The sequence below is a fragment of the Nocardia sp. NPDC052112 genome (assembly GCF_040680135.1).
Taxonomy (GTDB): Bacteria; Actinomycetota; Actinomycetes; order Mycobacteriales; family Mycobacteriaceae; genus Nocardia.
Genome location: NZ_JBFAWD010000001.1, coordinates 122886 through 147302, shown reverse-complemented (window position 1 = coordinate 147302; position 24417 = coordinate 122886). Strand labels below are relative to the sequence as shown.

General features: G+C 66.7%; 21 protein-coding genes. 13 read left to right on the top strand and 8 right to left on the bottom strand.

The genetic code is table 11. The annotated features are described in order from the left end of the window. Window positions 1–22: 22 nt before the first annotated feature. Entirely contained in the window at window positions 23–634 is a 612-nt protein-coding gene (locus AB0L58_RS00630; protein ID WP_364378722.1) for a malonic semialdehyde reductase, read from the top strand. A 149-nt stretch (window positions 635–783) separates the two neighbouring features. Here the strand turns inward: AB0L58_RS00630 and AB0L58_RS00625 are convergent, their stop codons facing one another. Beyond that, window positions 784–2007 (bottom strand): aminotransferase class III-fold pyridoxal phosphate-dependent enzyme, encoded by a 1224-nt coding sequence (locus AB0L58_RS00625; protein ID WP_364380119.1) that lies wholly within the window; start codon window positions 2005–2007, stop codon window positions 784–786. 228 nt (window positions 2008–2235) lie between these two features. Here AB0L58_RS00625 and AB0L58_RS00620 point away from each other — a divergent pair, with 228 nt between their 5' ends. From AB0L58_RS00620 to AB0L58_RS00605, 4 genes are all read left to right on the top strand, one after another. Then, a complete protein-coding gene (locus AB0L58_RS00620; protein WP_364378719.1) occupies window positions 2236–3075 on the top strand; it encodes a patatin-like phospholipase family protein in 840 nt (279 codons plus the stop codon). A gap of 21 nt (window positions 3076–3096) precedes the next feature. Further along, window positions 3097–4359: an MFS transporter gene (locus AB0L58_RS00615; protein ID WP_364378716.1), complete on the top strand. Its 1263-nt coding sequence runs from the start codon at window positions 3097–3099 to the stop codon at window positions 4357–4359. Window positions 4360–4547: 188 nt separating this feature from the next. Then, a complete protein-coding gene (gene hrpA / locus AB0L58_RS00610) occupies window positions 4548–8876 on the top strand; it encodes an ATP-dependent RNA helicase HrpA (protein WP_364378713.1) in 4329 nt (1442 codons plus the stop codon). Window positions 8877–9059: 183 nt separating this feature from the next. After that, complete coding sequence (locus AB0L58_RS00605) at window positions 9060–9284, top strand: hypothetical protein (protein WP_364378710.1); 225 nt, start codon at window positions 9060–9062, stop codon at window positions 9282–9284. A 9-nt stretch (window positions 9285–9293) separates the two neighbouring features. Here the strand turns inward: AB0L58_RS00605 and nrdR are convergent, their stop codons facing one another. From nrdR to AB0L58_RS00590, 3 genes are all read right to left on the bottom strand, one after another. After that, the gene (gene nrdR / locus AB0L58_RS00600; protein ID WP_364378707.1) at window positions 9294–9770 is read right to left on the bottom strand and encodes a transcriptional regulator NrdR; all 477 of its coding nucleotides are present in this window, start codon (window positions 9768–9770) and stop codon (window positions 9294–9296) included. 175 nt (window positions 9771–9945) lie between these two features. After that, entirely contained in the window at window positions 9946–11199 is a 1254-nt protein-coding gene (locus AB0L58_RS00595; protein ID WP_364378704.1) for a hypothetical protein, read from the bottom strand. A 152-nt stretch (window positions 11200–11351) separates the two neighbouring features. After that, complete coding sequence (locus AB0L58_RS00590; RefSeq protein ID WP_364378701.1) at window positions 11352–11792, bottom strand: hypothetical protein; 441 nt, start codon at window positions 11790–11792, stop codon at window positions 11352–11354. A 227-nt stretch (window positions 11793–12019) separates the two neighbouring features. Between AB0L58_RS00590 and lexA the strand changes: the two genes are divergently transcribed. After that, a complete protein-coding gene (gene lexA, locus AB0L58_RS00585) occupies window positions 12020–12730 on the top strand; it encodes a transcriptional repressor LexA (protein WP_364378698.1) in 711 nt (236 codons plus the stop codon). 27 nt (window positions 12731–12757) lie between these two features. Here lexA and AB0L58_RS00580 read toward each other — a convergent pair whose 3' ends face one another. Continuing rightward, window positions 12758–14407: a carboxylesterase family protein gene (locus AB0L58_RS00580; protein WP_364378695.1), complete on the bottom strand. Its 1650-nt coding sequence runs from the start codon at window positions 14405–14407 to the stop codon at window positions 12758–12760. 124 nt (window positions 14408–14531) lie between these two features. Between AB0L58_RS00580 and AB0L58_RS00575 the strand changes: the two genes are divergently transcribed. From AB0L58_RS00575 to AB0L58_RS00555, 5 genes are read left to right on the top strand one after another with little or no spacing between them, the layout of a single operon-like run. Then, window positions 14532–15875 (top strand): cytochrome P450, encoded by a 1344-nt coding sequence (locus AB0L58_RS00575; RefSeq protein WP_364378692.1) that lies wholly within the window; start codon window positions 14532–14534, stop codon window positions 15873–15875. Next, the gene (locus AB0L58_RS00570; RefSeq protein ID WP_364378689.1) at window positions 15872–16771 is read left to right on the top strand and encodes an alpha/beta hydrolase; all 900 of its coding nucleotides are present in this window, start codon (window positions 15872–15874) and stop codon (window positions 16769–16771) included. The genes AB0L58_RS00575 and AB0L58_RS00570 overlap by 4 nt, the downstream gene beginning before the upstream one ends. Further along, on the top strand, window positions 16755–17612 hold the full coding sequence (locus tag AB0L58_RS00565) for an SDR family NAD(P)-dependent oxidoreductase (RefSeq protein WP_364378686.1): 858 nt from the start codon (window positions 16755–16757) through the stop codon (window positions 17610–17612). Before AB0L58_RS00570 ends, AB0L58_RS00565 begins: the two co-directional genes overlap by 17 nt. Next, window positions 17609–19144 carry an NAD(P)/FAD-dependent oxidoreductase gene (locus tag AB0L58_RS00560; RefSeq protein ID WP_364378683.1) on the top strand — a complete coding sequence of 512 codons (1536 nt, stop codon included), beginning with the start codon at window positions 17609–17611 and terminating at the stop codon, window positions 19142–19144. The genes AB0L58_RS00565 and AB0L58_RS00560 overlap by 4 nt, the downstream gene beginning before the upstream one ends. Before the next feature lie 35 nt (window positions 19145–19179). Beyond that, window positions 19180–19806 (top strand): TetR/AcrR family transcriptional regulator, encoded by a 627-nt coding sequence (locus AB0L58_RS00555; RefSeq protein WP_364378680.1) that lies wholly within the window; start codon window positions 19180–19182, stop codon window positions 19804–19806. On the opposite strand, the gene AB0L58_RS00550 is transcribed toward AB0L58_RS00555, so the two are convergent. Together AB0L58_RS00550 and AB0L58_RS00545 are read right to left on the bottom strand one after the other, a co-directional pair. Continuing rightward, window positions 19803–20468, bottom strand: a complete 666-nt coding sequence (locus AB0L58_RS00550) for a class I SAM-dependent methyltransferase (RefSeq protein WP_364378677.1) — start codon at window positions 20466–20468, stop codon at window positions 19803–19805. The genes AB0L58_RS00555 and AB0L58_RS00550 overlap by 4 nt on opposite strands. A 94-nt stretch (window positions 20469–20562) precedes the next feature. Then, window positions 20563–20907 (bottom strand): hypothetical protein, encoded by a 345-nt coding sequence (locus tag AB0L58_RS00545; protein WP_364378674.1) that lies wholly within the window; start codon window positions 20905–20907, stop codon window positions 20563–20565. 89 nt (window positions 20908–20996) lie between these two features. Here AB0L58_RS00545 and AB0L58_RS00540 point away from each other — a divergent pair, with 89 nt between their 5' ends. Further along, window positions 20997–21641, top strand: coding sequence for a formylglycine-generating enzyme family protein (locus AB0L58_RS00540; RefSeq protein WP_364380116.1), 645 nt, complete (start codon window positions 20997–20999; stop codon window positions 21639–21641). 9 nt (window positions 21642–21650) lie between these two features. Here the strand turns inward: AB0L58_RS00540 and AB0L58_RS00535 are convergent, their stop codons facing one another. Next, a complete protein-coding gene (locus AB0L58_RS00535; protein WP_364378671.1) occupies window positions 21651–23186 on the bottom strand; it encodes an aldehyde dehydrogenase family protein in 1536 nt (511 codons plus the stop codon). Between the two features lie 152 nt (window positions 23187–23338). On the opposite strand from AB0L58_RS00535, the gene AB0L58_RS00530 reads away from it, so the two are divergent. Next, entirely contained in the window at window positions 23339–24412 is a 1074-nt protein-coding gene (locus AB0L58_RS00530; protein ID WP_364378667.1) for an AraC family transcriptional regulator, read from the top strand. Window positions 24413–24417 lie beyond the last annotated feature (5 nt).

Genomic DNA, 24417 nt, shown 5'->3' with positions numbered 1-24417 from the left:
ACCATATTTCGAGGAGAACCACGTGAACACCGTGCAGCCAGCAACCCTGCTGCCCCTTGCCGCCGAAGCCCAGGACCTGTTGTTCCGGGAGGCACGCACCGCGAACACCTTCACCGATGCACCGGTCACCGACGACCGGATCCGCGACATCTACGAACTGGTCAAATACGGCCCGACTTCGATGAATCAGCAGCCGCTGCGCATCGTCCTGGTCCGCAGCCCCGAGGCTCGGGCCCGCCTGGTCACCCACATGATCGACAACAACAAGCCCAAGACCGCGGCCGCACCCCTGACCGCCATCCTCGCCGCCGACCTGAACTTCCACGAAAACCTGCCGAAGGTCTTCCCGCACGCCCCCGAGGCCAAGGACTACTTCGCCGACCCCGGCTATCGCGCCGAATCGGCCCGTTTCAACGCCCTCATCCAAACCGGTTACTTCATCCTCGGTATCCGCGCGGCGGGTCTGGCCGCAGGCCCGATGAACGGATTCGACACCGAGGGCCTGGACAAGGACTTCTTCCCCGACGGCACGCACAGTGCCCTCGTCGTCGTCAATATCGGCATCCCCGGCACCGACGCCTGGTTCCCCCGCTCCCCCCGCCTCACCTATGACGAGGTCGTGACCACCGTCTGAACCGACCCCCGCCGACGAGTGGCAGGTGCGCCACTCGTCGGCACCATCGCATCGGGTGCGAGCCCGCGCGCACTGACGGTCGGGCCGCCGCCATGCGATGTCGGTGGCATCGGCCGAGCGATCCGCACGGTGATCGGGCGCTGGACCGCTCAGCCCAGGGCGCGGGTGAAACCCTCGACGAGTTCGTCGACTTGGGCGTCGGTCATGACGAATGCGGGCGAGATCTGCATGGCGCCCTGACCTGCGGCACGCCCCGAGATACCGTGTTCCCGTAGCGTTTTCACCAGCGGTAGCCCCTCGGCGGGGTCGGCGAGCTGGATGGCGGCGACCGCGCCCAGACCGCTGCGGATCTCGGCGACGCGCGGGTGATCCGCGAGCGGGGCGAGCTTTTCGTGCAGGCTGGACTCCAGACGCTTCGCTTCGTCGAGCAGGTTTTCGCGTTCGACGATGGCGAGGTTGGCCAGCGCTGCGGCCGCGGCACCGGCGTGGCCGCCGTAGGTGTAGCCGTGGCGCCACCAGACGCCGCCGCTGAAGAAGGGGGCGGCGACGTGGGGTGCGATGAAGACCGCACCCATCGGGACATAGCCGGAGGTGAGGCCCTTGGCGGTGGTCATGAGGTCGGGTTCGAGATCGAAACGGGTTGCGGCGAACCAGGATCCGCCGATGCGACCGAAGCCGGTCACGACCTCGTCCACCACGAAGAGGATGTCGTGATCACGGCAGATGCGGCGGACCTCGGTGAGGTAGCCGTCCGGCGGCAGGTAGATCCCGCCCGCGCCGATGATGGGTTCGCAGAAGAAGGCAGCGATGCGCTCCGCGCCGATTTCCTCGATGAGCGCGAGCAACGCCTTCGCATCGTCCCATGCGACGGTGCGGGCATCGGGCATCAACTCGCCATAGCCCTCCCGGTTGACCGGGATACCCGCCAAAGCCGTTCCCGCCACATGCATTCCGTGGTATGCGCGCTGGCGTCCGACCACGATCGTCTTGTCCGGGCGGCCCAGCTCGTGCCAGTAGCGGCGGGCGAGTTTCGCGGCGGTGTCCACCGAATCCGAGCCGCCGGAGGTGAAGAAGATCTTGCTGCCGGGCACCGGCGCGATGCTCGCCAGCTTCTCCGCCAATTCCTGGGTGGCGGGTGCGGCGAAATCACCGAAGTTCGAGTAGTGCGCGACCGTGCGCAGTTGCTCGGCGACCGCATCGGCGATCTCCGCGCGACCGTGGCCGACATTGGTGAACCACAGCCCGGCCGTCGCGTCCAGATATCTGGTACCCGCCTGGTCGTAGACGTAGGCACCGGCACCGCGCGCCACGACGAACGCGCCCTCGCGTTCCACGGCACCCATATCGGCGAACCCATGCCATAGCGCACCCATATCAACCACCTCTACCTCGACAACCACATCATTTCCTCGCCCGGAAACCCAGCGCGACCGCCGCCGGCACCCGGTCCACGACCATCACGATAGGCATGATCCGGTGCGCCATGTCATCCACCCACCGCTGTTCGTCCCAGCAGGTGATATGGGCGAACAGCCCCGCAAACGCGAGCCGCTACCGCAGCAATGCCGGCCGCAACTCGATCGGAACGTAATGTCGGTGCGGTGACACAGTTTCCGAAGCGCGCGCTCATATTGGGCGCCGGTGGTGTCGTCGGAACCGCCTGGATGGCCGGTCTGGCTGCCGGATCGCGCCGGCACGGCATCGATCTCGCCGCCGCCGACCTGATCGTCGGCACCTCCGCGGGAGCGATCGTCGGCGCGGTCCTGGCTTCGGGGCGAGATCCGGACGAACTCGCCGCACCCCGGCAACCCGCGCCGTCCGACTCGCAACTGCCCGCGCCCGACCCCCGCGTACTCGACCGTGTGTTCGCGGTCCTCGGCGATGGCGATGCAGCACCGGAGCAAAGGCGTCGACGAGTCGGCGAGATCGCGCTCGAGATGAGCGCCGAACACGATGCCGTCCATGTCGAGCGCATGCGAACCCTGATCGGCACGGCACGGTGGCCCGACCGATTGCTGATCGTCGCCGTCGACGCCCGCTCGGGCGAGCGCCGGGTCTTCGATCGACATGATGCGGCCGCACTGCCGGACGCGGTGGTCGCCAGTCGCGCGATGCCCGGCGTCTACCCGCCCATGACCATCGGCGACCGCCGCTTCATGGACGGCGGTATGCACTCGGCGACAAATGCGGATCTGGCCGCCGCGGCCGAACTTCTCGTCATCATTCATCCATTGGCACACCTGTTTGCGACCGCGGACCTCGACGCGGAACTGCTATCCGCGCAACCTACGGAATCATTGCTCATCACCCCCGACGAACGATCGGTCACCGCCTTCGGAGCCGACCTGCACGACCGCGCACACTGGATACCGTCCTACCGAGCCGGATTCGCGCAAGCGGATGCGGAAGCCACACGCTTGCAACGGATCTGGCCGAGATAATCTGGGGCCGACTGTCGGGGGATGAACGTGGCGACCAACGAACCTGTTCGAGCCCGGTATCCCCTGCTGTCCGCCGCCGGATTCTTGTGGTTCTGGTCCGCCGACAGCTTGTCGATGGTCGGGACCTACATCACCGCGCTGGCGTTGCAGGTACTCGCGGTCGAGACGCTGCGAGCATCGCCCATCGAGCTCGGCGTGCTCGCAGCCGCGCGTTGGCTGCCGTATCTGCTGTTCGGCCTCATCGCCGGAGTGCTCGTCGATCGATATCGGCGGCGGCCGGTCCTGGTGACGGCAGATCTGGTGCGGGCGGGCTTGCTCGCCGTCATCCCGTTGTCGGCGACGATGGATGTCCTGAGCATGTCGCTACTGATCGCGATCGTCGTGTTCTTCGGCACCGTGTCACTGACCTACGACGCCGCACACCAGTCGTTTCTGCCGAGTCTGGTGCCACCGGAATTGCTCACCCCCGCGAACGCCCGGCTGGAACAGTCCTCGGCGGTGGCCCAGACCTGCGGACCGGTCATCGGGGGATGGCTGGTCCGGATCGTCGGCGCGCCGCTGGCGATCATGGTGGACGCGGCGTCGTATCTGATCTCCGGGCTGATCGTGGCGCGGCTGCGCGTGACCGAACGATCCGATCCGCCGCCGGACCGGAATCTGCGCCTGGAACTGCGCGAAGGGCTGGCGTGGGTATACGGGCATCGCATGCTCGCCCCGCTCGCCATCGCCTCGCACGGCTGGTTCTTTTTCAGCGCGATGGTGTCCACGGTGTATGTGCTCTTCGTGATCGACGAACTCGGCTTCGGCGCCTCCACCCTCGGACTGACCTTCGCATCCGGTGGCGTCGGTGCCGTGGCCGGGGCATCGGTCGCCGACCACGCCGGTCGACGATTCGGTATCGGGCCGATGATCATCGGCTGCCGGTGGCTGACGCCCGTGGGATATGCGCTGATCCCCTTGGCGCACAACGGAGTTGCGGGTCTGCCCCTGCTGTGCGCCGCGCAATTCCTCTTCGGCGTCTCCATCGGCGTCGACAGTCCGCTCGAAATGGGCTACCGCCAATCCGTCACACCCGACCGTCTGCTCGGCCGGATGAATGCGACCATGCGCTCGTTGAACCGGGCCGCGATCGTGGTCGGGGCACCGATCGGTGGCGTGCTCGCCGCCTGGCTCGGCATTCGGTGGACCGTGTGGATCGCGGTCGTCGGGCTGTTGATCTCGGCGCTCGCGCTCACCACATCGGGATTTCGTCACGCACGATCGGACGTGGTCGCGCCGCGCTGATCTCCGGCACGCCGCCGGTCGACGAGTGCGCCGAGGGCAGCGGCGGTCATCGTCGGATCTTCCCACATCAGGGCCGCTCCGAACGGTGAACCGGCCCGCGCGAGGAGCACGGTGTCGCCAGCGTGCTGACCGGATGCCCACGCCCGACTCGGATTCGACGTGCCGGTTTCGCTACCCTGGTGAACGCAATGACCAGGACAGCCGACGCGAATCTCCGCGAGCTTCGGACCCGCCTGGCCGCCGTAACCCTCCGCGATGAACACCGGTTGCGCCGTAACCTGGACCGGGCCCGCGGCGGCGATCTCACCGACATCACGGCCGAGATCGCGGCAGCCGAGCAGCGCGTCGAGGCCCGCCGTGCCGCGGTACCCGAAATCCGCTATCCGGAACAGCTACCGGTCTCCGCCCGCCGCGACGAGATCGCCAAGGCGATCATGGAAAACCAGGTCGTCATCGTCGCCGGCGAGACCGGATCGGGTAAGACCACCCAGATTCCGAAGATCTGCCTGGAACTCGGCCGGGGCATCCGAGGCACCATCGGACACACCCAACCGCGCCGGCTGGCCGCACGCACCGTCGCCGAGCGCATCGCCGAGGAATTGGGCACCGAACTGGGCGATGTCGTCGGCTACACGGTGCGATTCACCGATCAGGCCTCCGATCGCACACTCGTCAAGCTGATGACCGACGGCATCCTGCTCGCCGAAATCCAGCGCGACCGGCTGCTGCGCCGCTACGACACGATCATTATCGACGAGGCGCACGAACGCAGCCTCAATATCGACTTCCTGCTCGGCTACCTGAAGCAATTGCTGCCGCGCCGACCGGATCTCAAGGTGATCATCACCTCGGCGACCATCGATCCGGAATTGTTCGCCCGCCACTTTGCGAAGCAAACAGACGACCCGAGCGCGAAGCAAACAGACGACCCGAGCGCGCAGCAAACAGACGACCCGAGCGCGAAGCAAACAGACGACCCGAGCGCGAAGCAAACAGACGACCCGAGCGCGGACGAATCCAACACTCCCGCACCGATTGTCGAAGTTTCCGGCCGTTCCTATCCGGTCGAAATCCGGTACCGACCGCTATCGCTGGAGCTACCCGCCGCCACCGATGATGACGACGAGGACACCCGGATCGTGGACCGCGACCCGGTCGACGCCATCGGTGACGCGGTGCGCGAACTCTTCGCCGAGGGTGACGGTGACGTACTGGTCTTCCTATCCGGCGAACGCGAGATCCGCGACACCGCGGATGCGTTGCGCGACTTACAGCTTCCGCGCACCGAGATCCTGCCGCTCTACGCCCGCCTGTCCACGGCCGAACAGCATCGCGTCTTCGCCCCGCATCCGGGCCGACGAGTTGTGCTGGCCACCAATGTCGCCGAGACCTCGCTGACCGTCCCCGGCATCCGTTACGTCATCGATCCGGGCACCGCGCGCATCTCCCGCTATTCGATGCGCACCAAGGTGCAGCGCCTTCCCATCGAAGAGGTCTCACAGGCCTCGGCGCGTCAACGCGCGGGACGCTGTGGTCGTGTCGCCGACGGCATCTGCATCCGCCTGTACTCCGAGCAAGACTTCGAATCCCGGCCCGCTTTCACCGAACCGGAGATCCTGCGGACCAATCTGGCCGCCGTCATCCTGCAGATGACCGCACTGGGGCTCGGCGATATCGAGCAGTTCCCCTTCGTGGAGGCACCGGACCGCAGGGCCATTCGCGACGGTGTCGCACTGCTGGAGGAATTGGGCGCGCTCGCGGCACGCGCCACCGCGAAACCGGCTCGGCGGCAGGCCGATTCGACGACCAAAGACCAGTCGAGTACCAGCGACAGCAGCACCGAGGGACGGACCCGAGCGGAGCAGGTGTCCGATGCGACGCTGACGCTCACTCCTACCGGGCGCGAGATGGCTCAGATACCGGTGGATCCGCGAATGGCGCGCATGCTGGTCGAAGCCCACCGCAACGGCGTGCTCGCCGATGTGCTGATCATCGTTGCGGCGCTGTCCATTCAGGATGTGCGCGAACGGCCCGCCGACCATCAGCAGGCCGCGGACACCAAACATGCCCGCTTCGTGGTCGAAGGCTCGGATTTCCTGGCCTACCTGCGGTTGTGGGAGTACCTGACCGAGCAGCGGAAGTCACTGTCGGCCAATCAGTTCCGGCGCATGTGCCGGGACGAGTTCCTGCACTACCTGCGGATCCGGGAGTGGCAGGATCTGCACGGGCAGTTGCGGACCATCACCCGTGGGCTCGGGTGGTCGGCGCACGGCGACGGTTCCAGCGGCGCCGAAAGCGGCTCGCGCCGTGGGCGATCCGCTGCCGATGGCAGCGATTCGGACGGCGGGCCGCGCCAGCGGCGGGACCCGAACCGGTCTCGCACGAAAGCGAGCTACGGGGGCCGCGACAATGCCGCCGCTTCGACACCGCAGGCCACCACGGCATTCGAAAATGATGGCACCCCATGGGATTCGACCGCCATCCACCAGGCGTTGCTGGCGGGCATGCTCTCCCACATCGGCGTCCGCGAGGCCGAGACGCGGGAATTCCTCGGTGCCCGCAATGCAAAATTCATGATCTTCCCGGGATCCTCGCTGGCGAAGAAGCCGCCGCGCTGGGTGATGGCGGCCGAACTCGTGGAAACCTCGCGGCTCTGGGGCCGGATGGCGGCCAGGGTGGAGCCGGAGTGGGCCGAGCGCCTGGCCGGAGATCTGGTGAAACGCACCTACTCCGAACCGCATTGGTCAACCAAGCGCGGTGCCGCGCGCGCCTACGAGCGGGTCACGCTGTACGGCGTGCCACTGGTCGTAAGCCGTGCCGTCGATTACGGCCGCATCGATCCGGAACTGTCGCGCGAGCTGTTCATCCGGCATGCCCTCGTCCAGGGTGAGTGGCAGACCCGCCACGAGTTCTTCCACCGCAATCGCGAACTCCTCGACGATGTCGCCGATCTGGAGCATCGTGCCCGCCGCCGCGACATCCTCGTCGACGATGAGGTGCTGTTCGAGTTCTACGACAAGCGCATTCCGGCCGAGATCGTTTCGGTGCGGCATTTCGACAGCTGGTGGCGCACGGCGAAGCGCAAAGATCCGGCACTGCTGGATTTCTCGACCGATACGGTGGTCAATGACGCCGCGGCGACGCTCGACCCGACCGACTTTCCGGATGCCTGGCGCCAAGGTGAGTTGAGCTTCCCACTCACCTACCAATTCGAGCCCGGCAATGACGATGACGGTGTCACCGTGCGGATCCCGGTCGAGCAACTGGCACACGTGCGGGCCGTCGGCTTCGATTGGCTGGTGCCCGGAATGCGCGAAGAGGTGGCCACCGCGCTGATCAAGACGCTGCCGAAGGCCCTGCGCCGCACCGTCGTTCCCGCACCGGATTTCGCCGCGGCCGCCCTGGCCGCGCTCACCCCACGCGCCGAGCCCCTGCGTATCGGTCTGGCCAGGGAACTGTCGCGGCTCGGTGCGGTCACCATCGCACCGAGCGACCTCGACCCCGCCGCACTACCGGACCATCTGCGCATGACATTCGCCGCGATCGACGCCCACGGCCAGGTGCTGGCGCGCGGGAAGAACCTCGCGCAGTTGAAAACCCAACTGTCCGATCAGGTTTCGGCTTCGGTCGCGCGGGCGACCGCGGGCACGGAACGGGCCCCCGCCACCGTGTGGACCTCGGAATCGCTGGGGACGGTCGAGCCGACGGTGCGCAGCGAGGTGGCCGGACAGACGGTCACCGGTTATCCGGCGCTGGTCCCCGAGGGCGAAGGTGTCGCCGTGCGCGTGCTGAGCTCCCCCGGCGAGCAGGCCGCCGCCATGCGGGCGGGTACGCGCGCACTGGTGCTCAGCGCGATTCCCACCTCGGTCCGCACCGTCACCGCGAGTCTGCCACCGCGGGATCGGCTTGCGCTGAGCCAGAATCCGTACGGTTCGCTCGACGCACTCATCGACGACTGCCGCGCCGCCGCCGCGGACGAACTGATCGCCGCCGCCGGTGGCCCGGTACGCAGTCCGAATCAGTTCGATGCTCTGGTCGCGAAGATCCGCCCCGACTTCGTATCCGTCGTGGCACGTATCGTGCGGCTGGTGGTACCGGTGCTGGCCGGGGCGCACCAGGTTTCGTCCGCACTCGCCGATGCGTCCGAACGCGATATCGCCGACGATGTCCGCCACCAACTCGACGACCTGATCTTCCCCGGTTTCATCTCGGAGTGGGGCAGCGCTCGCCTGCGCGAACTACCCCGCTACCTCGAGGCCGCCCGCATCCGCCTGGAATCACTGCCCGGCTCCGCGGTCCGCGACCGACAGGGCATGGTCGAAATCGACCGCGCCCTCGCCGCCTACGACCGCCTGGTCAATGTCCTGCCCGAAACCCGTAAGCATGGCCCCGATGTCACCGAAATCTGGTGGATGATCGAGGAATTCCGCGTCAGCCTCTTCGCCCAGAAACTCCGCACGCCCTACCCGGTCTCCACCAAGCGCATCGAGAAGGCCATCGCCGCCATCCGCCGCTGATGCCGACCGCGCGCCGAGGCCGATCCGCTACCGGTAGTTCTGGGGGCGCGACGAGGTACGGATAACGCGGCTAATGTCGCCGGAGACGGTGGCGTGCAGAAGTACTACGGCCGCCGCGACACTCGCTCCGCGCCGGTAGGTGCCCAGGCTGTCCGGCGCGAATTCTCGAAGGATGCATTCGACATGCGGAAATCCCTCGCACCGACAATCGCCGCATGCGCCATCGCGCTCGCCCCGATGACGGCCGCCGGGGCACAGCCACCAGCACCGCAACCAGCGCCGGTCCGCGCCGATAGTGACCTGCTGCGGCAGCTGGTTCGCCTGCTCGACACCGGATCGGTCACCATCTGCCCCGGGCAGGCGATGGGCAGCTTCGGCTGCTCATGTCCACCGGGCATCTGCCTGTGACCGCGATGGTCAGTCCGCGCTGGCCGCGACCGTCGCTTCCGCACGGTGCTTGCGCAGATCGGCGATTTCGCGTTCGAAATCGTCCGCCGAGGTGAAGGAGCGATAGACCGAGGCGAACCGCAGGTAGGCCACCTCGTCCAGATCGCGCAGGGGGCCGAGGATGGCCAGGCCGACCTCATGGCTCGGGACTTCGGGCGAACCCTTCGCGCGCACCGCGTCCTCTACCTGCTGGGCCAGCAGGTTCAGGGCGTCTTCGGCGACCTCGCGGCCCTGGCAGGCGCGCCGCACACCGCGGATGACCTTTTCCCGGCTGAACGGTTCGGTGACTCCGCTGCGTTTGACCACGGATAGGATCGCGGTCTCGACCGTGGTGAATCGTCTCCCACACTGCGGGCAGGAACGCCGGCGGCGGATGGCCGTGCCTTCCTCGGCCTCACGCGAGTCGACGACCCGCGAGTCGGGGTGTCGACAGTAGGGGCAATGCATCCGAGAGATCCTTCGTCGATGCGCGCGCCCGCGTCCGAATCGGCTCCGGTTCGCCAGTCCCGATCCGGCGAGCACGTGTACAGGGGTCTAGACCGATACGTCCATATCGGGTCCAGGATACCCGGGTGGGGTCACCAACCGTCTCACACGTCCCAACTACCCCGTCCACCGACACTCATCCGAGTTGCCACTGTGTCGTCAGATCGGCGATCAAATCGGGAATGCGCGCGATCATCCGGCCGTGTGCGAGCTTGCTCCAGAAGGATTCACCGAGCACCACCTGGGCGAACGGGCGATTGCTCTCCATATCGATATGCCGCGGCACCAGATCGCCCGTGATGTAGTGCCAGCGGGCATCGCGGTCGGCCCAGTTGAAGTCCGGCAGCGGAGTGCGCAGCGAAACTGTGCGCCCCGCGATATCCGCGCTGACGGTGGCAGGCGCGAAAACACCGGGTGCGCGGACGCCGGGGACCGCCGGCTTACCGGCCACCGTGCTCACGTAGGTCATCACCCGCCCCATTGCGCCACGACCCGCCGAGGTGACATCCCATTGGTCGGCGATGACTCGGTTCTGCTCACGATCGGTCATGCGGATGAGCGCGTCCACATATCCGTCGCGGGTATGTGAATCGATCGACTGCCAGGCGGTGCGGATATCGGCATCTATCACCCCTGCCGCATACAGCTCGTCGATTCCGGCCATGCCGAGTGCGGCATAGACCTCGTGCATCGGGACCAGATCGGTGAAGATGTGCTTCTGCATGATCATCAGCCGGGTCTGGTACCAGGCAACATCCGCGGCGCTCAGGCGCGAACCCGCGGTGGCGAGCAGCCGGATATCGGCGGGCACCCGGGCCACCAATTCCGGTGGGGTGCTGTGCAACAGGTCGGCGACCGCATCGCCGAGTTGATGGATGCCCGGCACATCGAGCACCAGGCCGACATCGCCGAGGTCGAAGAAACCCGAGGCGAAGGAACCGCCCGCGATTCCGGCCAGGCCCGCCCACCAGTATTCCGGATGCTGATTCGCCAGCCGGAAGTAGTTGACGTACACCTGGTTGAAGGTGCGCTGGTTGGCATGTGCGCCGAGCGCCGGATCCCAGGTCGCGAGGTCGATATCGGCATTGCGGGTCGAGACCACCAGCCAATACTGGTGCAGCAGTGTCGCATAGCGGCTCGGGGCCACCCCCTCGGCTCTGGCCTGGTCGAGCGCGGCACCCAATAGCGACTCGTCCAGTGGCAGTGCGGGATTCAGACCACCGCGGCCGGCACCGTCCCCATTGAGGGCAGGTAGATCCAGATACGCCTCGTATGCGGGTGCCGCCTGTGCGGCCGGAATCATGGTGAGCCCGAAGATAAGACAGGCCAGCAACCCGGCGATCCGGACGAGCAGACGGACGGCGTGTGCGGCGGTGGAGCGATGCGTCATTGCGTGGTGTCCCGAAATCGTTCGTCGGCAAGTGTTGCCTAGGTCACGTTTTCAGGCACAGTAGCAACATGTTCTAGTTTGCAATCGACAATTTCGGCCACCCTTCATGGCGGATCGACCGGTCGCCGTCCGCCACATCGGCTTTCGACGAGCTACTGCGGCACACCGACTCCCGCGCCACCCGGAACCGACTGCTGCTCGACCACTGCAGGCACCGTAGCCGGGGCGTCGCCGCCGAAAGTTCCGGCGCGCCAATGCGCCAACCCGATGAGCGCCGTCACCACAAGCGCACTCGACAGTGCGGCCACCGCGAGTACCGCGAACCCGACCTGCGCCTGTTCGACCCGCTCCATGGGATGCGGAGCCCGCGCCTGACGTAGCGCGTGCGTTCGAACGGGACCGCGGTCGTACAGCACCACCGCACCGCCTGGCCGACCATCGCGCGGGCGCCGATCCGTCGCGGCGCGCGCGGCGCCCAGGGCGCGAATGCCACCGCGATGCGGACGCTGTACGCGCGGAACGGATTCGAAGCCGAGATCGACGTCGGCCTCGTTCTCGAGGTCGACGCTCGGGGTGCTGATCGCTGTGCTCATCGGACAAACCTCCGTGACGGGGTGTTGGTGGGTGCTCAGGTATGTCGCGAGACGATGGGGTAGCTATTCGATCAAGTGTTCGAAGAACCTCTGTTCGATTTCTACCACGCCCCACCGACAAAGTCAGCAGAAAAGGCCGACATGCCTCGAACAGATGTTTGATACATCGGCGTGACCGGACTAGATTCGTTTAGACGAAATTCAATGGACACAGAAGGGCGGTTGCGGTGAGCCACACAGACGACACGGGCGACGAGAGCGGAGTTGGCACCGACCCCTCCGGTACCGGGGCGGATCTCACCGTGCGTCAGCGCAAGGTTCTGGAGGTCATCCGCACCTCGGTGAGCGAGCGCGGCTACCCGCCGAGCATCCGCGAGATCGGCGACGCGGTCGGCCTCACCTCCACCTCGTCGGTCGCCCATCAGTTGCGCACCCTCGAACGCAAGGGCTATCTGCGCCGCGACCCGAATCGCCCACGCGCCGTCGACGTTCGCGGTCTCGACGAGGCGGTGCGCGCGGTGACCAGCCTGCCGAGCGCCGAGGAGGTCGAGACCGGCAGGCCGGTCCCGACCTTCGTGCCCGTCCTCGGCCGGATCGCCGCCGGTGGCCCGATCCTGGCCGAGCAGGCGGTGGAGGACGTCTTTCCGCTGCCGCGCGAACTGGTCGGCGACGGATCGCTGTTCCTACTCAAGGTCGTCGGAGAATCGATGGTCGACGCGGCCATCTGCGATGGCGACTGGGTGGTCGTGCGCCAGCAGAATGTCGCCGACAACGGCGATATCGTGGCCGCGATGATCGAGGGCGAGGCGACGGTGAAGACGTTCAAACGCACCGGCAAGGATGTCTGGCTCATGCCACACAATCCGCTGTTCGAACCGATTCCGGGCAACGACGCGCAGATCCTCGGCAAGGTCGTCACGGTCATCCGCAAGATCTGACCCCGGTTCGGCGCGATCCGTCCCAGCTCAGCGCGGCAGCATGGGCTTCCAGAAGTCGGCTCGATGGTCGGCGGCATAGGAGTCGATGAGCCGATTTCCGCTGGGCCGGAAGGACATGACCAGTGGTGCGGCCGGATCGTAGGCCGGGATCGGCTCGAGACCTGCCGGATCCGGACGGGCATCGATGGTGAATCGGGACCAGTACCTTCGCATTTCGGCGGCGAGGCGTTGCTGGTCCGGTGTCATGACCGCGCCGTAGAGCCAGCCGAGGTCGCGCAGACTCCACAGCGATACCAGCTCACTGGCGTGGAATGCGCCCAGCGGGAAGATATTCGGTGGGCCGAGCGGCGCCGGGTCGTCGAAGGAATAGGTGTAGGTGGGGGTGCGCGGGCCCAACGCATCGTATTGGACGATCAGCTGGGTGAGGACGCGGTCGGTCCAGGCGCGTGACAATGCGAGCGCGGGCTGCGGATAGGCGGCGGCCGGGTAGGCCTGTTCGACGCGGTCGAGTTGCTCCGGCGTCAGGTCGGGCATGGCGCCGGCCAGCGCGTCACGGTATCCGGCGGCCGTCAGCGGCCTACCAAGGGGCACACCGTATCTCGTGTACACGAACAGCGACATCTCATCGTTGTTCGCCCCGACGAGAATGGGCACATCGGCCACGGCGCCGTTGCGCAGGGCCGCCTGCGGCCCGGACGGCAGGAACGGGCCCCCGAATACCGTCGCGGTGAAGGAATCGTTCACCAGCGTATCGATCGGCAACGCACGCAGACACGCCGCAGTACCAGGTCCGGCGCACCCGTGACGTGCGGCGTAAGCGTCGCTGTCGGCCATCGCCGTCGCGGTGGGCACCCCGGTACTGCACGGCCCGCTCTCCATGATCGCGGCCCGGAACAGTCCACGCGAGCTCGGCGCGGCCATCTGCGTGCATACCGACGCCGCACCGGCCGACTCCCCCGCTAGCGTCACGCGCTCCGGATCGCCACCGAATGCCGCGATATTGCGCCGCACCCAGCGCAATGCGGCCTGCTGATCCAGATAGCCGTAATTCCCGGCACCGGAACCTTCGTCCAGTGCCGACGCGGCGAGATAGCCGAGCGTGCCGAGCCGGTAATTGATCGTGACCACGATCAGATCACCGTCGCCGTGTGCGATCAGCGGCGCGGCACCGTAGGTGTCGCCGGAACCGGTAACGAAACTGCCGCCGTGAATCCAGACCAGCACCGGTAGCCCCGCACCGTCGGCAGGGAAGCTGCGCGGCGTCGAGACATTCAAATACAGACAGTCTTCCGACTTCGTCGGGTTCGCCCCGATTATCCCGTAGACGTCGTTTTCCTGCGGGCAGCTCGGCCCGGCCACCGCGGCGTCCCGAATACCGGGCCATGGCGCGGCCGGCGCCGGTGGCCGCCAGCGCAGTTCGCCGACCGGCGGCGCCGCGTAGGGAATGCCCGCGAACAACCGATGCTCCGCGTCCAGGACGCCGCGCAACTGACCGGTTTCGACGGTGACGAGATCGGCGGGGACCGGTTCGGCGGGCGCGGGTCCGGCAACACCGATCAACACGATGACCGTCGCGAGGATGGCGAACCATCCCCGTGCTGCCCACCGATCGGGTTTGCGCAGCTCACGCCTGCCGCGAAACCAGCCTCCCGTTGTCACCCAACGATGCTTGCGCACGCGCTCACGCTAACCACCCACACCGCCGCAGCGGGCGGCAATTCCGAAAGTGACCCTTGCCACATCCGGTACGTGAGCGTACCGTGCTGTTGGTACACAGATGTACCACGCTGGGAGGTGCCGCATGACCACGGTGAAATTGCCCGACGGACCGACGAGTCCGGCCTTCGTACAGGCCATCGAGGTGATGGCGGGCCGCACCCATGCGTGGCGCAGGTTGCATGAGCGCTACGGCTCGGCGTTCACGGTCTACCTACCGCGCTTCGGGCGGATGGTGGTGCTATCCGAACCGGCCGAGGTGAAAGCGCTGTTCACCGCGAGCTCCGAGGTGGCCGATAATGGCGATGTCAATCTCGGACAGTTCCTCGGTCCCGGCTCGCTGTTCGCGCTCGAGGGCGCCGAACACCGTAAGCAGCGCAAATTGCTCACCCCGCCGTTTCACGGTCGTCGCCTCGCGGTGTACGAGACGCTGATCGAGGAGGAGACGGTGCGCGAGCTGGCCACCTGGCCGCAGGGCCGGGAGTTCGCGACGATGGATTCGATGATGCGGATCACCCTGAATGTGATCCTGCGCGCCGTATTCGGCGCCGAGGGCAAGGAATTCGACGAACTGCGCGAGCTGCTGCCCAAACTGGTGTTGGTCGGCTCGGCGCTGGCAGCACTGCCGGTGCCGCGAAAGTTCTTGGGGCGGTACGGGCCATGGGCCCGCTTCGCCGCGCATCGCCGCCACTACGACGAGATCGTCGGCAGGCTCATCGATCGAGCCGCCACCGACGAGCACGTCGCCGACCGCGACGATGTGCTGGCAATGATGCTGCAGGCCCGCTACGACGATGGCACCGCGATGACCCGCGGCGAGATCGCCGATGAACTGCTCACCCTGCTCACCGCGGGCCACGAGACCACGGCGACCACGCTGTCCTGGACCATCGAGCGGTTGCGCAGGCATCCGGAAGTGTTGCGGCGCTTGGTCGCCGAGGTCGACGAGGGCGGTTCGGCGCTGCGCGAGGCCACCCTGCTGGAGGTGCAGCGGGTGCGCCCGGTCATCGACGCGACGGCCCGCAAGATCCGGGCGCAGTCGATGCAGCTGGGTCGGTGGACCCTGCCCAAGGGGCAGAATGTGCTGGTCAGCATTCGGCTCATGCACGACAACGAGGAATTGTTCCCGAATGCCCGCGCCTTCGATCCGGATCGTTTCGTCGGTGTCCGGCCGGGCACCTTCAGCTGGATTCCATTCGGCGGCGGCGCTCGGCGCTGCATCGGCGCGGCCTTCGCCACCATGGAGATGAATGTCGTATTGCGCACGCTGCTGCGGGATTTCACACTCGAGCCGACCAACGCGCCGGATGAGCGCACACACTTCCGCGGAGTCGCGCTGGTGCCCGCCAAGAAGGGCCGCGCCGTGGTGTACCGCCGTGCGCCCCGGCCCGTCACGGCCGAGGCCAAGGCCGAACAGGTGACGGCATGACGCAGCAGTACGCCGATGTCGGCGGTGGCGTCACACTCGCCTACGAGCGCCTGGGTGACGGCGGCACCCCGCTGCTGCTCGTCGCCGGACTGGGTCAGCAACTGCACGACTGGCCCGACGGTCTGTGCGAACTCCTGGTCGCGCGCGGCTACGACGTCATCCGCTTCGACAATCGCGATGTCGGCATGTCGACGCATTTCGGCTTCGCACCGCCTGGTCCGCTCGACTTCCTGCGAAAGCGCTGGCACACAGCGCAATACGACCTCTCCGACATGGCCGCCGACACCGTCGGTCTGCTCGATGCGCTGGAGCTGGGTTCCGCGCATCTGGTGGGGATGTCGCTCGGCGGCATGATCGCGCAAACCGTCGCCGCCCGCTATCCGGCCCGGGTCGCCTCACTGACCTCGATCATGTCGACCACGGGTGCGGCACGCGTCGGGCGTCCGGCCCTGTCGACCTGGCGATTGATGTTCAGCCGACCGGCCCGCACGCGCACCGAACACATCGAACGCTCGGTGCGCATGTACCGCCACATCCGCTCGCACGGCTATCCGTTCGACGAGCAAGCGGTGCGCACCGCCGCGGCGACGACCTGGGACCGCGATCCCCATCCGGCACCGGGGGTCGGCCGTCAACTCGCCGGGATACTCAAATCCGGTGACCGCACCACGGAACTCGCCGCCGTCACCGCCCCGACCCTGATCCTGCACGGTGACCGCGACCTGATGGTGAACCCGACCGGCGGCACCGTCACGGCGCGCGCCATCACCGGTGCGCGGCTGCACACCCTGCCCGGGATGGGACACGACCTGCCCGTCGGTGTCCGGCCCACGCTCACCGATCTCATCGACACCCATATCCGCACCGTCAGGAGCACCGATGCCCCGCAACGCTAGGCCGCTGTCCGGCCGTCCCGCCATGATCACCGGCGCCGCCTCCGGTATCGGTCGAAGTCTCGCCCAATTGCTTTCGCGCCGTGGGTCACCCGTGGCGATCGCCGATATCGACGCGGTCGGCTTGAAGCAGACGGCCGCCACGCTGACCGGTCCCGTGCTCACCCGGGTGCTCGATGTAAGCGATGCCGCCGACCAACTCGCGTTCGCCGCCGAGGTCAAGGCATGGCTGACCGAGCCGTTGGCGGCGGTGTTCAACAATGCCGGTGTCGCGACGTCCTCGTCGGTGCTCGACGCGGTTCCCGAGGATGACGAATGGTTGCGGCGGATCAACTTCGACGGCGTGGTCAACGGCACCCGCGCATTTCTGCCCATCTTGGTCGAACAGGATCAGGGTGTCATCGTGAATACCTCCAGTGTGTTCGGATTGCTCGGCATGCCGTATCAAAGTGCCTACTGCGCGGCGAAATTCGCGGTGCGCGGCTTCACCGACGCACTGCGCCAAGAACTTCGGGGCACGGGAGTGTCCGCGGTGAATGTGCATCCGGGCGGTATCACCACCAACATCGCGCGCAATGCCCGGTGGCGCAAGGATCCCGAGGGGCGCGGCCGTTCGCATGAGCAGATGGCGGCGGAGTTCGAAGCGATCACCTTGACCGCACCGGACAAGGCGGCCGAAATCATCTGTCGCGGAGTGGAACGCGGCAAGTCCCGCATTCTGGTCGGGCCGGACGCCTACGTCTTCGACGCGCTCGCACGTATCGCGCCGACCCACTACTACGACATATACGCGGTGCTCGAGCGGCAGCTGCGGAATCGCACCAAGGCGGAGGTGACGGTATGACACCACCGCTCGGCGACTCGATGGCGGTTGACGGTAGCGCGACAGATGAGCCCGAGCACTTCGATGTGCTGATCGTCGGTGCCGGTCTCTCCGGCATCGGCGCGGCACACCACCTGCAGACCGCCTTCCCGAAGCGCAGCTACGCAATTCTGGAGGCGCGCACGGCAATCGGCGGCACCTGGGATCTGTTCCACTATCCGGGGGTGCGTTCGGATTCCGATATGCACACCCTCGGTTACCGTTTCCGTCCGTGGACGCAGGCCGCGGCCATCGCCGACGGGGCCTCGATCCTCGATTACATCCGTGACACCGCAGCTGAAGCGGGAATCGATCGCCGAATCCGATTCGGACACAAGGTCATCGGGGCATCCTGGTCGACCGGAGCGGCGCAGTGGACGGTGACGGCCGAACACGACGGCACCACCTCGACGTTCACCTGCGGCTTCCTGTACGTGTGCAGTGGCTACTACCGCTACGACCACGGCTACACCCCCGAATTCGCCGGAATCGACGACTTCCGTGGGCAACTCGTACATCCGCAGCAGTGGCCCGCCGACCTGGACTATGCGGGTAAGCGAGTCGTGGTGATCGGCAGCGGGGCCACCGCGGTCACCCTCGTCCCGGCCATGGCCGAGACGGCAGCGCAGGTGACCATGCTGCAGCGCTCGCCCACGTACATCATGTCCGTGCCCACCGAGGACGCGGTGGCGATCCGCCTACGCGAACGGCTCGGCCCGCGCCGCGCCTACACGATCACCCGGTGGAAGAACGTGCTCATCGGCACAGTCATCTACCAACTGAGCCAGCGCCGTCCCCGCATGATGCGCAACTTCATCCGCAAGCAGACGGCCGCGCAACTGCCGACCGGATACGAGGTGGACGTCCACTTCAAACCGACCTACAACCCGTGGGACCAACGGCTCTGCCTGGTGCCGGACGGGGATCTGTTCCAGGCGATCCGAACCGGGCGTGCCACCGTGGTGACCGACCGCATCGAGAAGTTCACCCCCGACGGCCTGCGTCTGGCCTCGGGCACCGACCTCCCCGCCGATATCGTGGTGACGGCCACCGGTCTGCAGCTGCTCGCCTTCGGCGGGATCGAATTCACCGTCGACGGCCGCACGATCGCGCTGTCGGACACCATGGCCTACAAGGGCATGATGCTGAGCGGCGTCCCCAACTTCGCCTTCACCATCGGCTACACCAACGCGTCCTGGACGTTGAAGGCAGATCTGGTCGGCGAATTCGTGTGCCGATTGCTGCGGCATATGGACGACAGCGGCTATGACCGGTGCACACCGTGGCCGGATCCGAGCATCGCCCAGGAACCACTGTTGAATTTCCAATCCGGCTACGTCCAACGCTCCATCGACCACTTTCCCCGGGCCGGATCGCGACGGCCCTGGCGATTGGGCATGAACTACGCCCACGATGTGCTCGCACTGCGCCATGGGCGGATCGAGGACGGCACCATCCGGTTCGCGCGCCGGGCCGCCGTACCCGACCGTATACCGGTGCGTGTGAGGCCATGATCGCCGTGGCGGCGGGGCGAACTAACCTCGTTCTCGTGACCCGTGCCGAGCCCGCCGTAAGCAGCGCCGCCGAGGCCACGCCGGAATCGGCATTCCGGCGTCGGCTTCTCGACGCGATGGCCGAGGCCGTGCGCGATCGCGGTTATCGCGAAACAACCGTGGCCGATGTGGTCCGCAATGCGCGCACGTCCCGTCGCACCTTCTACGAACATTTCGACAGCAAGCAGGACTGCTTCATCGCGCTGCTCACCGAGCGCAACAATGAGACGATCCAGCAGATCTACGATGCCGTCGACCCGACCGCAGCTTGGCGCACCCAGATCCGGCAGGCCATCGAGGCGTGGATCCGCGCATCCCATCAGGACCCGACGATCACCCTGGCCTGGATTCGGGATACTCCCGCGCTCGGCGAGGCGGCTCGCCAACTCCATCACGACGTGGGCGAGGCCTTCATCAATCTGATCCAGAGCATCACCGCCACGCCGGGGTTCGAAGCCCCCGGATTGCATCCACCGACCCGTCAGATGGCGACGATCCTCTACGGCGGCTTCCGCGAACTCATTGCCTCGACGGTCGAGGCGGGCAAGGATATCCGCGACATCATCGACGTCGCGGTCGATACGGCCATTGCCCTGGTCGGCCCGCGCTATGAGCCACGCTAGTCCTTCACAGCCGTGAACTGCGCCAGCGCGCCGTTGCACACCAGCTCGACCTCGCGCAGACCCGCCGCGGCGATCCAGCCCGACAGGTCGGCCGGAGTACCGGACGGACCGAATACGCCCATGGTCCGCATCACCCGCATGTGCGCGTCGAAGCGCGGCCGGACCCCGCGCACCACACAACTGCCGACCAGCCGTCCACCCGGCGCGAGCACCCTGGCCAGCGATGCGACCGCGGCGGCCGGATCCGGCATGCAGTGCAGACCGGCGAAGCTCACCACCAGATCGAATTCGCCGGTGGCGAAGGGTAGATCGACCACATCGGCGCGGACATAGTCGATATCGGACAGTCCGTTGCGCTCGGCCGCGCGGCGCGCCGCCGCCAACTGGTCATCGGAAATGTCCGCGGCCACATAGCGGAGCTTGCGACCGGGTTCGAGTCGACGCAGGGTGACGCCGCCGCCGACCGGTAGGTCCAGCACCGCGGCGCCCTCCGGCAACTCGTTGACGACATCCATCGCCGCGTACATCCGGCGGGTATCGCAGCCCCACATCACCTGTCCGGCGGGCCGGGCCACTTGCGGGTGGTCGAGCACGAAGTCGTATACCGGAGCCCCGAGATTCCCCCAGACTCGGCTCTGCCACACTTCACGGACGTCGGGCACGGTCGTCTCCTCTTCGCGCGATGCGAGTCAAGGCTAGGCCGGAGGCCATCGGCGCGCCAAGATTTTCGCCTAGCCACTCCCCGCCCGCCGCGCATTATTCAGCGGTCAGTTCCATAAGTTGTTCGGCCGCATCGGTATTGCCCTGCTCGGCGAGGCGCCGGAGTTCGTCGAGGTTACACTGTTCGACCGCGAGTTCGATCAGCTGGTCGGTGGCGGCGACATTGCCCTGGTCGGCGAGACGGCGCAATTCGGTGATGTCACCCCGCTCGGTGGCGAGTTCGATGAGAATATCGGTCGCGTCGGCATTGCCGCTGTCGGAGAGACGACGCAACTCGTCCACATTGCCCTGCTCCCCAGCAAGTTCGACCAGTTCGGCGATCGCGTCGACATCACCGCTCTCGGCTAGTTTCCGCAGTTCGGACAGATCAGATTCGGTCATGCTGAACAGCCTCTCCCATCGTGTCGGCGGTACCGGCAGTCACGGTACGCATGCATTAAGATCGGCTAGCTGTGCGTGCGGAAATCGAGATGGTCGGGCTACCCGCCGGGCGGGTGACGCTGTCGGATCGGCGGACCCAGCGGAGCTGGGCGGTCGAGGTGGCCGGTTTTCGGTTGGCGGCGTTTTCTATTACCCAGTCGCAGTATGCGCAGGTCACGGGTGAGCTGCCGAGTGCGGCGCGCGGTGACCGGCTGCCGGTCGAGGGTGTTTCGTGGTTCGATGCGGTCCGGTTCTGCAACGGCCTGTCGCTTCGTGCGGGTGTGCCGCCCGCGTATCACGTGCACGACGACGAGGTCGAGTGGGATGCCGACAGCGACGGATACCGGCTGCCGACCGAGGCCGAATGGGAATACGCGTGTCGGGCGGGCACTTCGGGTCCTCGATATGGCGAACTCGACGAAATCGCCTGGTACCGAGACAATTCCGCGGAACACATGCACGAGGTGGGCGGCAAGCTGCCCAACGCGTGGGGCCTGTACGACATGCTCGGCAACGTATGGGATTGGTGCTGGGACATCTACGATGCCGAGGTGTACGAGTCGTATCGGGTGCTGCGCGGCGGCGGCTGGTCCGACGAGCAGTGGAGCTGCCGGGCCTCGGTGCGACGGCGCAGCCATCCGACCTATCGGATCGACGATGTCGGATTCCGGGTCGCCCGGTCGATATTCGCCTGAATCGACGCCTTATCGCTTGCCGCCCAGTAACTTCGGCAGTTTACGTCGGCCGCGTCCGTCGAGCGCGCGCATCAATCCCCGCACCATACGCAAGCGCGTGCGGGAGGCCGGATACCACGTCAGCTCACGCTTCATCGTCGGTATGCGCGGCACCGTAATCGCTTGCTGGCGACAGTATTTCCGGATTCCGGCGGCACCGCCCCATCGGGCGCCGACCCCGGAATCCTTCCACCCGCCCATCGGCAGCGCGAAGCTGAACAGATTCGCGAAGGCGTCGTTGATATTGACCGCACCCGCTTCCAGCCGCCGCGCCACCCGCTCGCCGCGCTTGCGGTCTCCGGTCCAGACCGTGGCCGACAGACCGTAGACCGAATCATTGGCCAGGTGAACCGCCTCGTCCTCGTCGGTGACCTTCAGCACCGGAATGGTCGGTCCGAATGTCTCCTCGCTGATGCACGCCATCGAATGGTCCACATCCACCAGCACGGTCGGTTCAAAGAACGTGCCGGCCCCGGTCGCCTTGCCGCCGATGGTGATCCGCGCGCCCGCGGCCACCGCCTGGTCGACATGGCGGGCCACGATATCGCGCTGCGCCTCGGTTGCCATCGCGCCGATATCGAAGGCGAACCCGCGCCCGTCGTGCCCCTGCCGCAGCTTGCGCACCTGTTCGGTCAGGCTGGTCACGAACTCGTCGTAGACCGGCGCCTCGACGTACACCCGCTCGATCGACACACAGACCTGCCCGGAATTGAACAGTCCGCCGTAGGCGATGCCCGCCGCCGCCCGCTCGATATCGGCATCAGCGAGCACGATCGCCGGATCCTTGCCGCCGAGCTCGAGGCTGTACGGGGTCAGCGTCGCACCGCAGGCCGCCGCGATCGTCTTGCCGGTCTTCGTGGACCCGGTGAACTGCACGTAATCGACCGCCTCGACCACCGCGCGCCCGGTATCCCCGCGCCCCGTCGACACCGCGAAGACCGGCGGCGCACCGATCTCGGCCCACCCACGCGCCAGCGCGACCGCACTCAACGGCGTGACCTCCGACGGCTTGACCAGCACCGCGGCCCCGGCCATCAGCGCGGGGAGCGCATCGAAGCACACATTGAGCAGCGGAAAGTTCCACGGCGTAACGATCCCGACCACCGGATACGGCCGATAGGCCTTGATCAGTCGCTTGGTCCGGCCGAGCGGGCTGTGCGGCGCCGGATGCTCGTCGAGCAGGAATTTCGCGGCATTGCGCGCCCAGTATTTGATCAGATCGACCGCGGCGGGCACCTCGATCTCCGCGTCGTAGCGAGTCTTGCCGGTTTCGGACTGGACCACATCGGTGAGCTCATCGGAATTATCGATCAGCCAATCCTGCAGCCGAAATAGCCATTCGGCGCGCTCGTCCGGACCGATCGCCTCCCATTCCGGCTGGAACAGGCGCAATGCGCGCACCGTCGCGGCCACGGCCACACTCGATTCGTCGGGTACCCGGCCGGTGACGCTACCGTCGGCCGGATTGTGCACCGCGATGTCGACCTGCTGTTCTGCCGTACTCATCCGGCTCACCTCCTGTGCTGTGCCCCACCCTCCAGCGTGGCATTTCCGCCGGCGTGGCACCGGGTGTTCCGATTTTCCTGCGATGAAGAAGAAATGATTGATACGTTCCGCCGAGAGCAGGATGGAAGCGGCTTCGACGAGGATGCAGTTCGGTGTTCGATTGGGATCTACTGCGTAGTACCTCCAGCGTGCATGTGCTGATGCAAATGGCACAGGAACGCGGCATGTCGCCGGAAGCCTGTCTGGAGGGCACGAAACTGGTGCCCGAGACGGTGACCGATCCCGATGCCGAGGTGACGGCACGTCAAGAGGTGCGTGTCGTGCGGAATCTGCTCGCGCGATTCGGTGCCGAACCGGGATTGGGCGTCGAGGCCGGGAGCCGCTATCACTTATCGCTGTACGGGCCGTGGGGGCTGGCGCTGCTCAGCAGCCGCACGGTGCGCGAGGTGATCGAGGTTTCGCTGCGCTATCTCGATTCGGCGTTCCTCTTCGGCCGGTTGACCTTCGAGGAGGGACCGGCCGAGTCGCGGCTCATCTTCGACGATTCGCAGATTCCGGAGGATATGCGCGCCTTCCTGACCGAACGCGTCATCACCGGTATCCAGACCATCGGCCGGGAGCGGTTCTCCGCGGGTGTACCCGCCACCAGGATCAGCTTCCGCCATCCCGCTCCCGCGGATACGACGCGCTATCGCGATGTCTTCGGTATCGAGCCGGATTTCGACGCGGCGGTCAACGAATCGGTCTTCGACAGTGCGTATCTCGATGTCGCGCTGCCGCAGGCCAACGAATGGGCGCGCGGGACATGCGAACAGCTGTGCCGCGATCTGCTCACCGCCCGCCGCGCCCGCACCGGTGTCGCCGGTTCGGTGCGTGATCTGCTGGTCCGCAATCCGGGCGAGATTCCCGACCAGATCGCCATCGCCGCAGCCCTTTTCATGAGCCCGCGCACCCTGTCGCGGCGGCTGCGGGACGAGGGCACGTCGTTCCGCACGTTGCTCGACGAGGTTCGCGAGATGATGTCGGAGGAGCTGTTGACCCACACCGATATGACCACCGAGCAGGTGGCCGCGCGGCTCGGTTACGCGGAGGCGGCATCGTTCATTCGCGCGTTCCGACGCTGGAAAGGTTGTCCACCGCAGGAGTTTCGGGCGCGAATGACCGCCCCGAGCAGGTCGTCGTCCACATCCGCGCTCCACCGGACCCATCTGGTCGGCACCGGTTAGCGGAC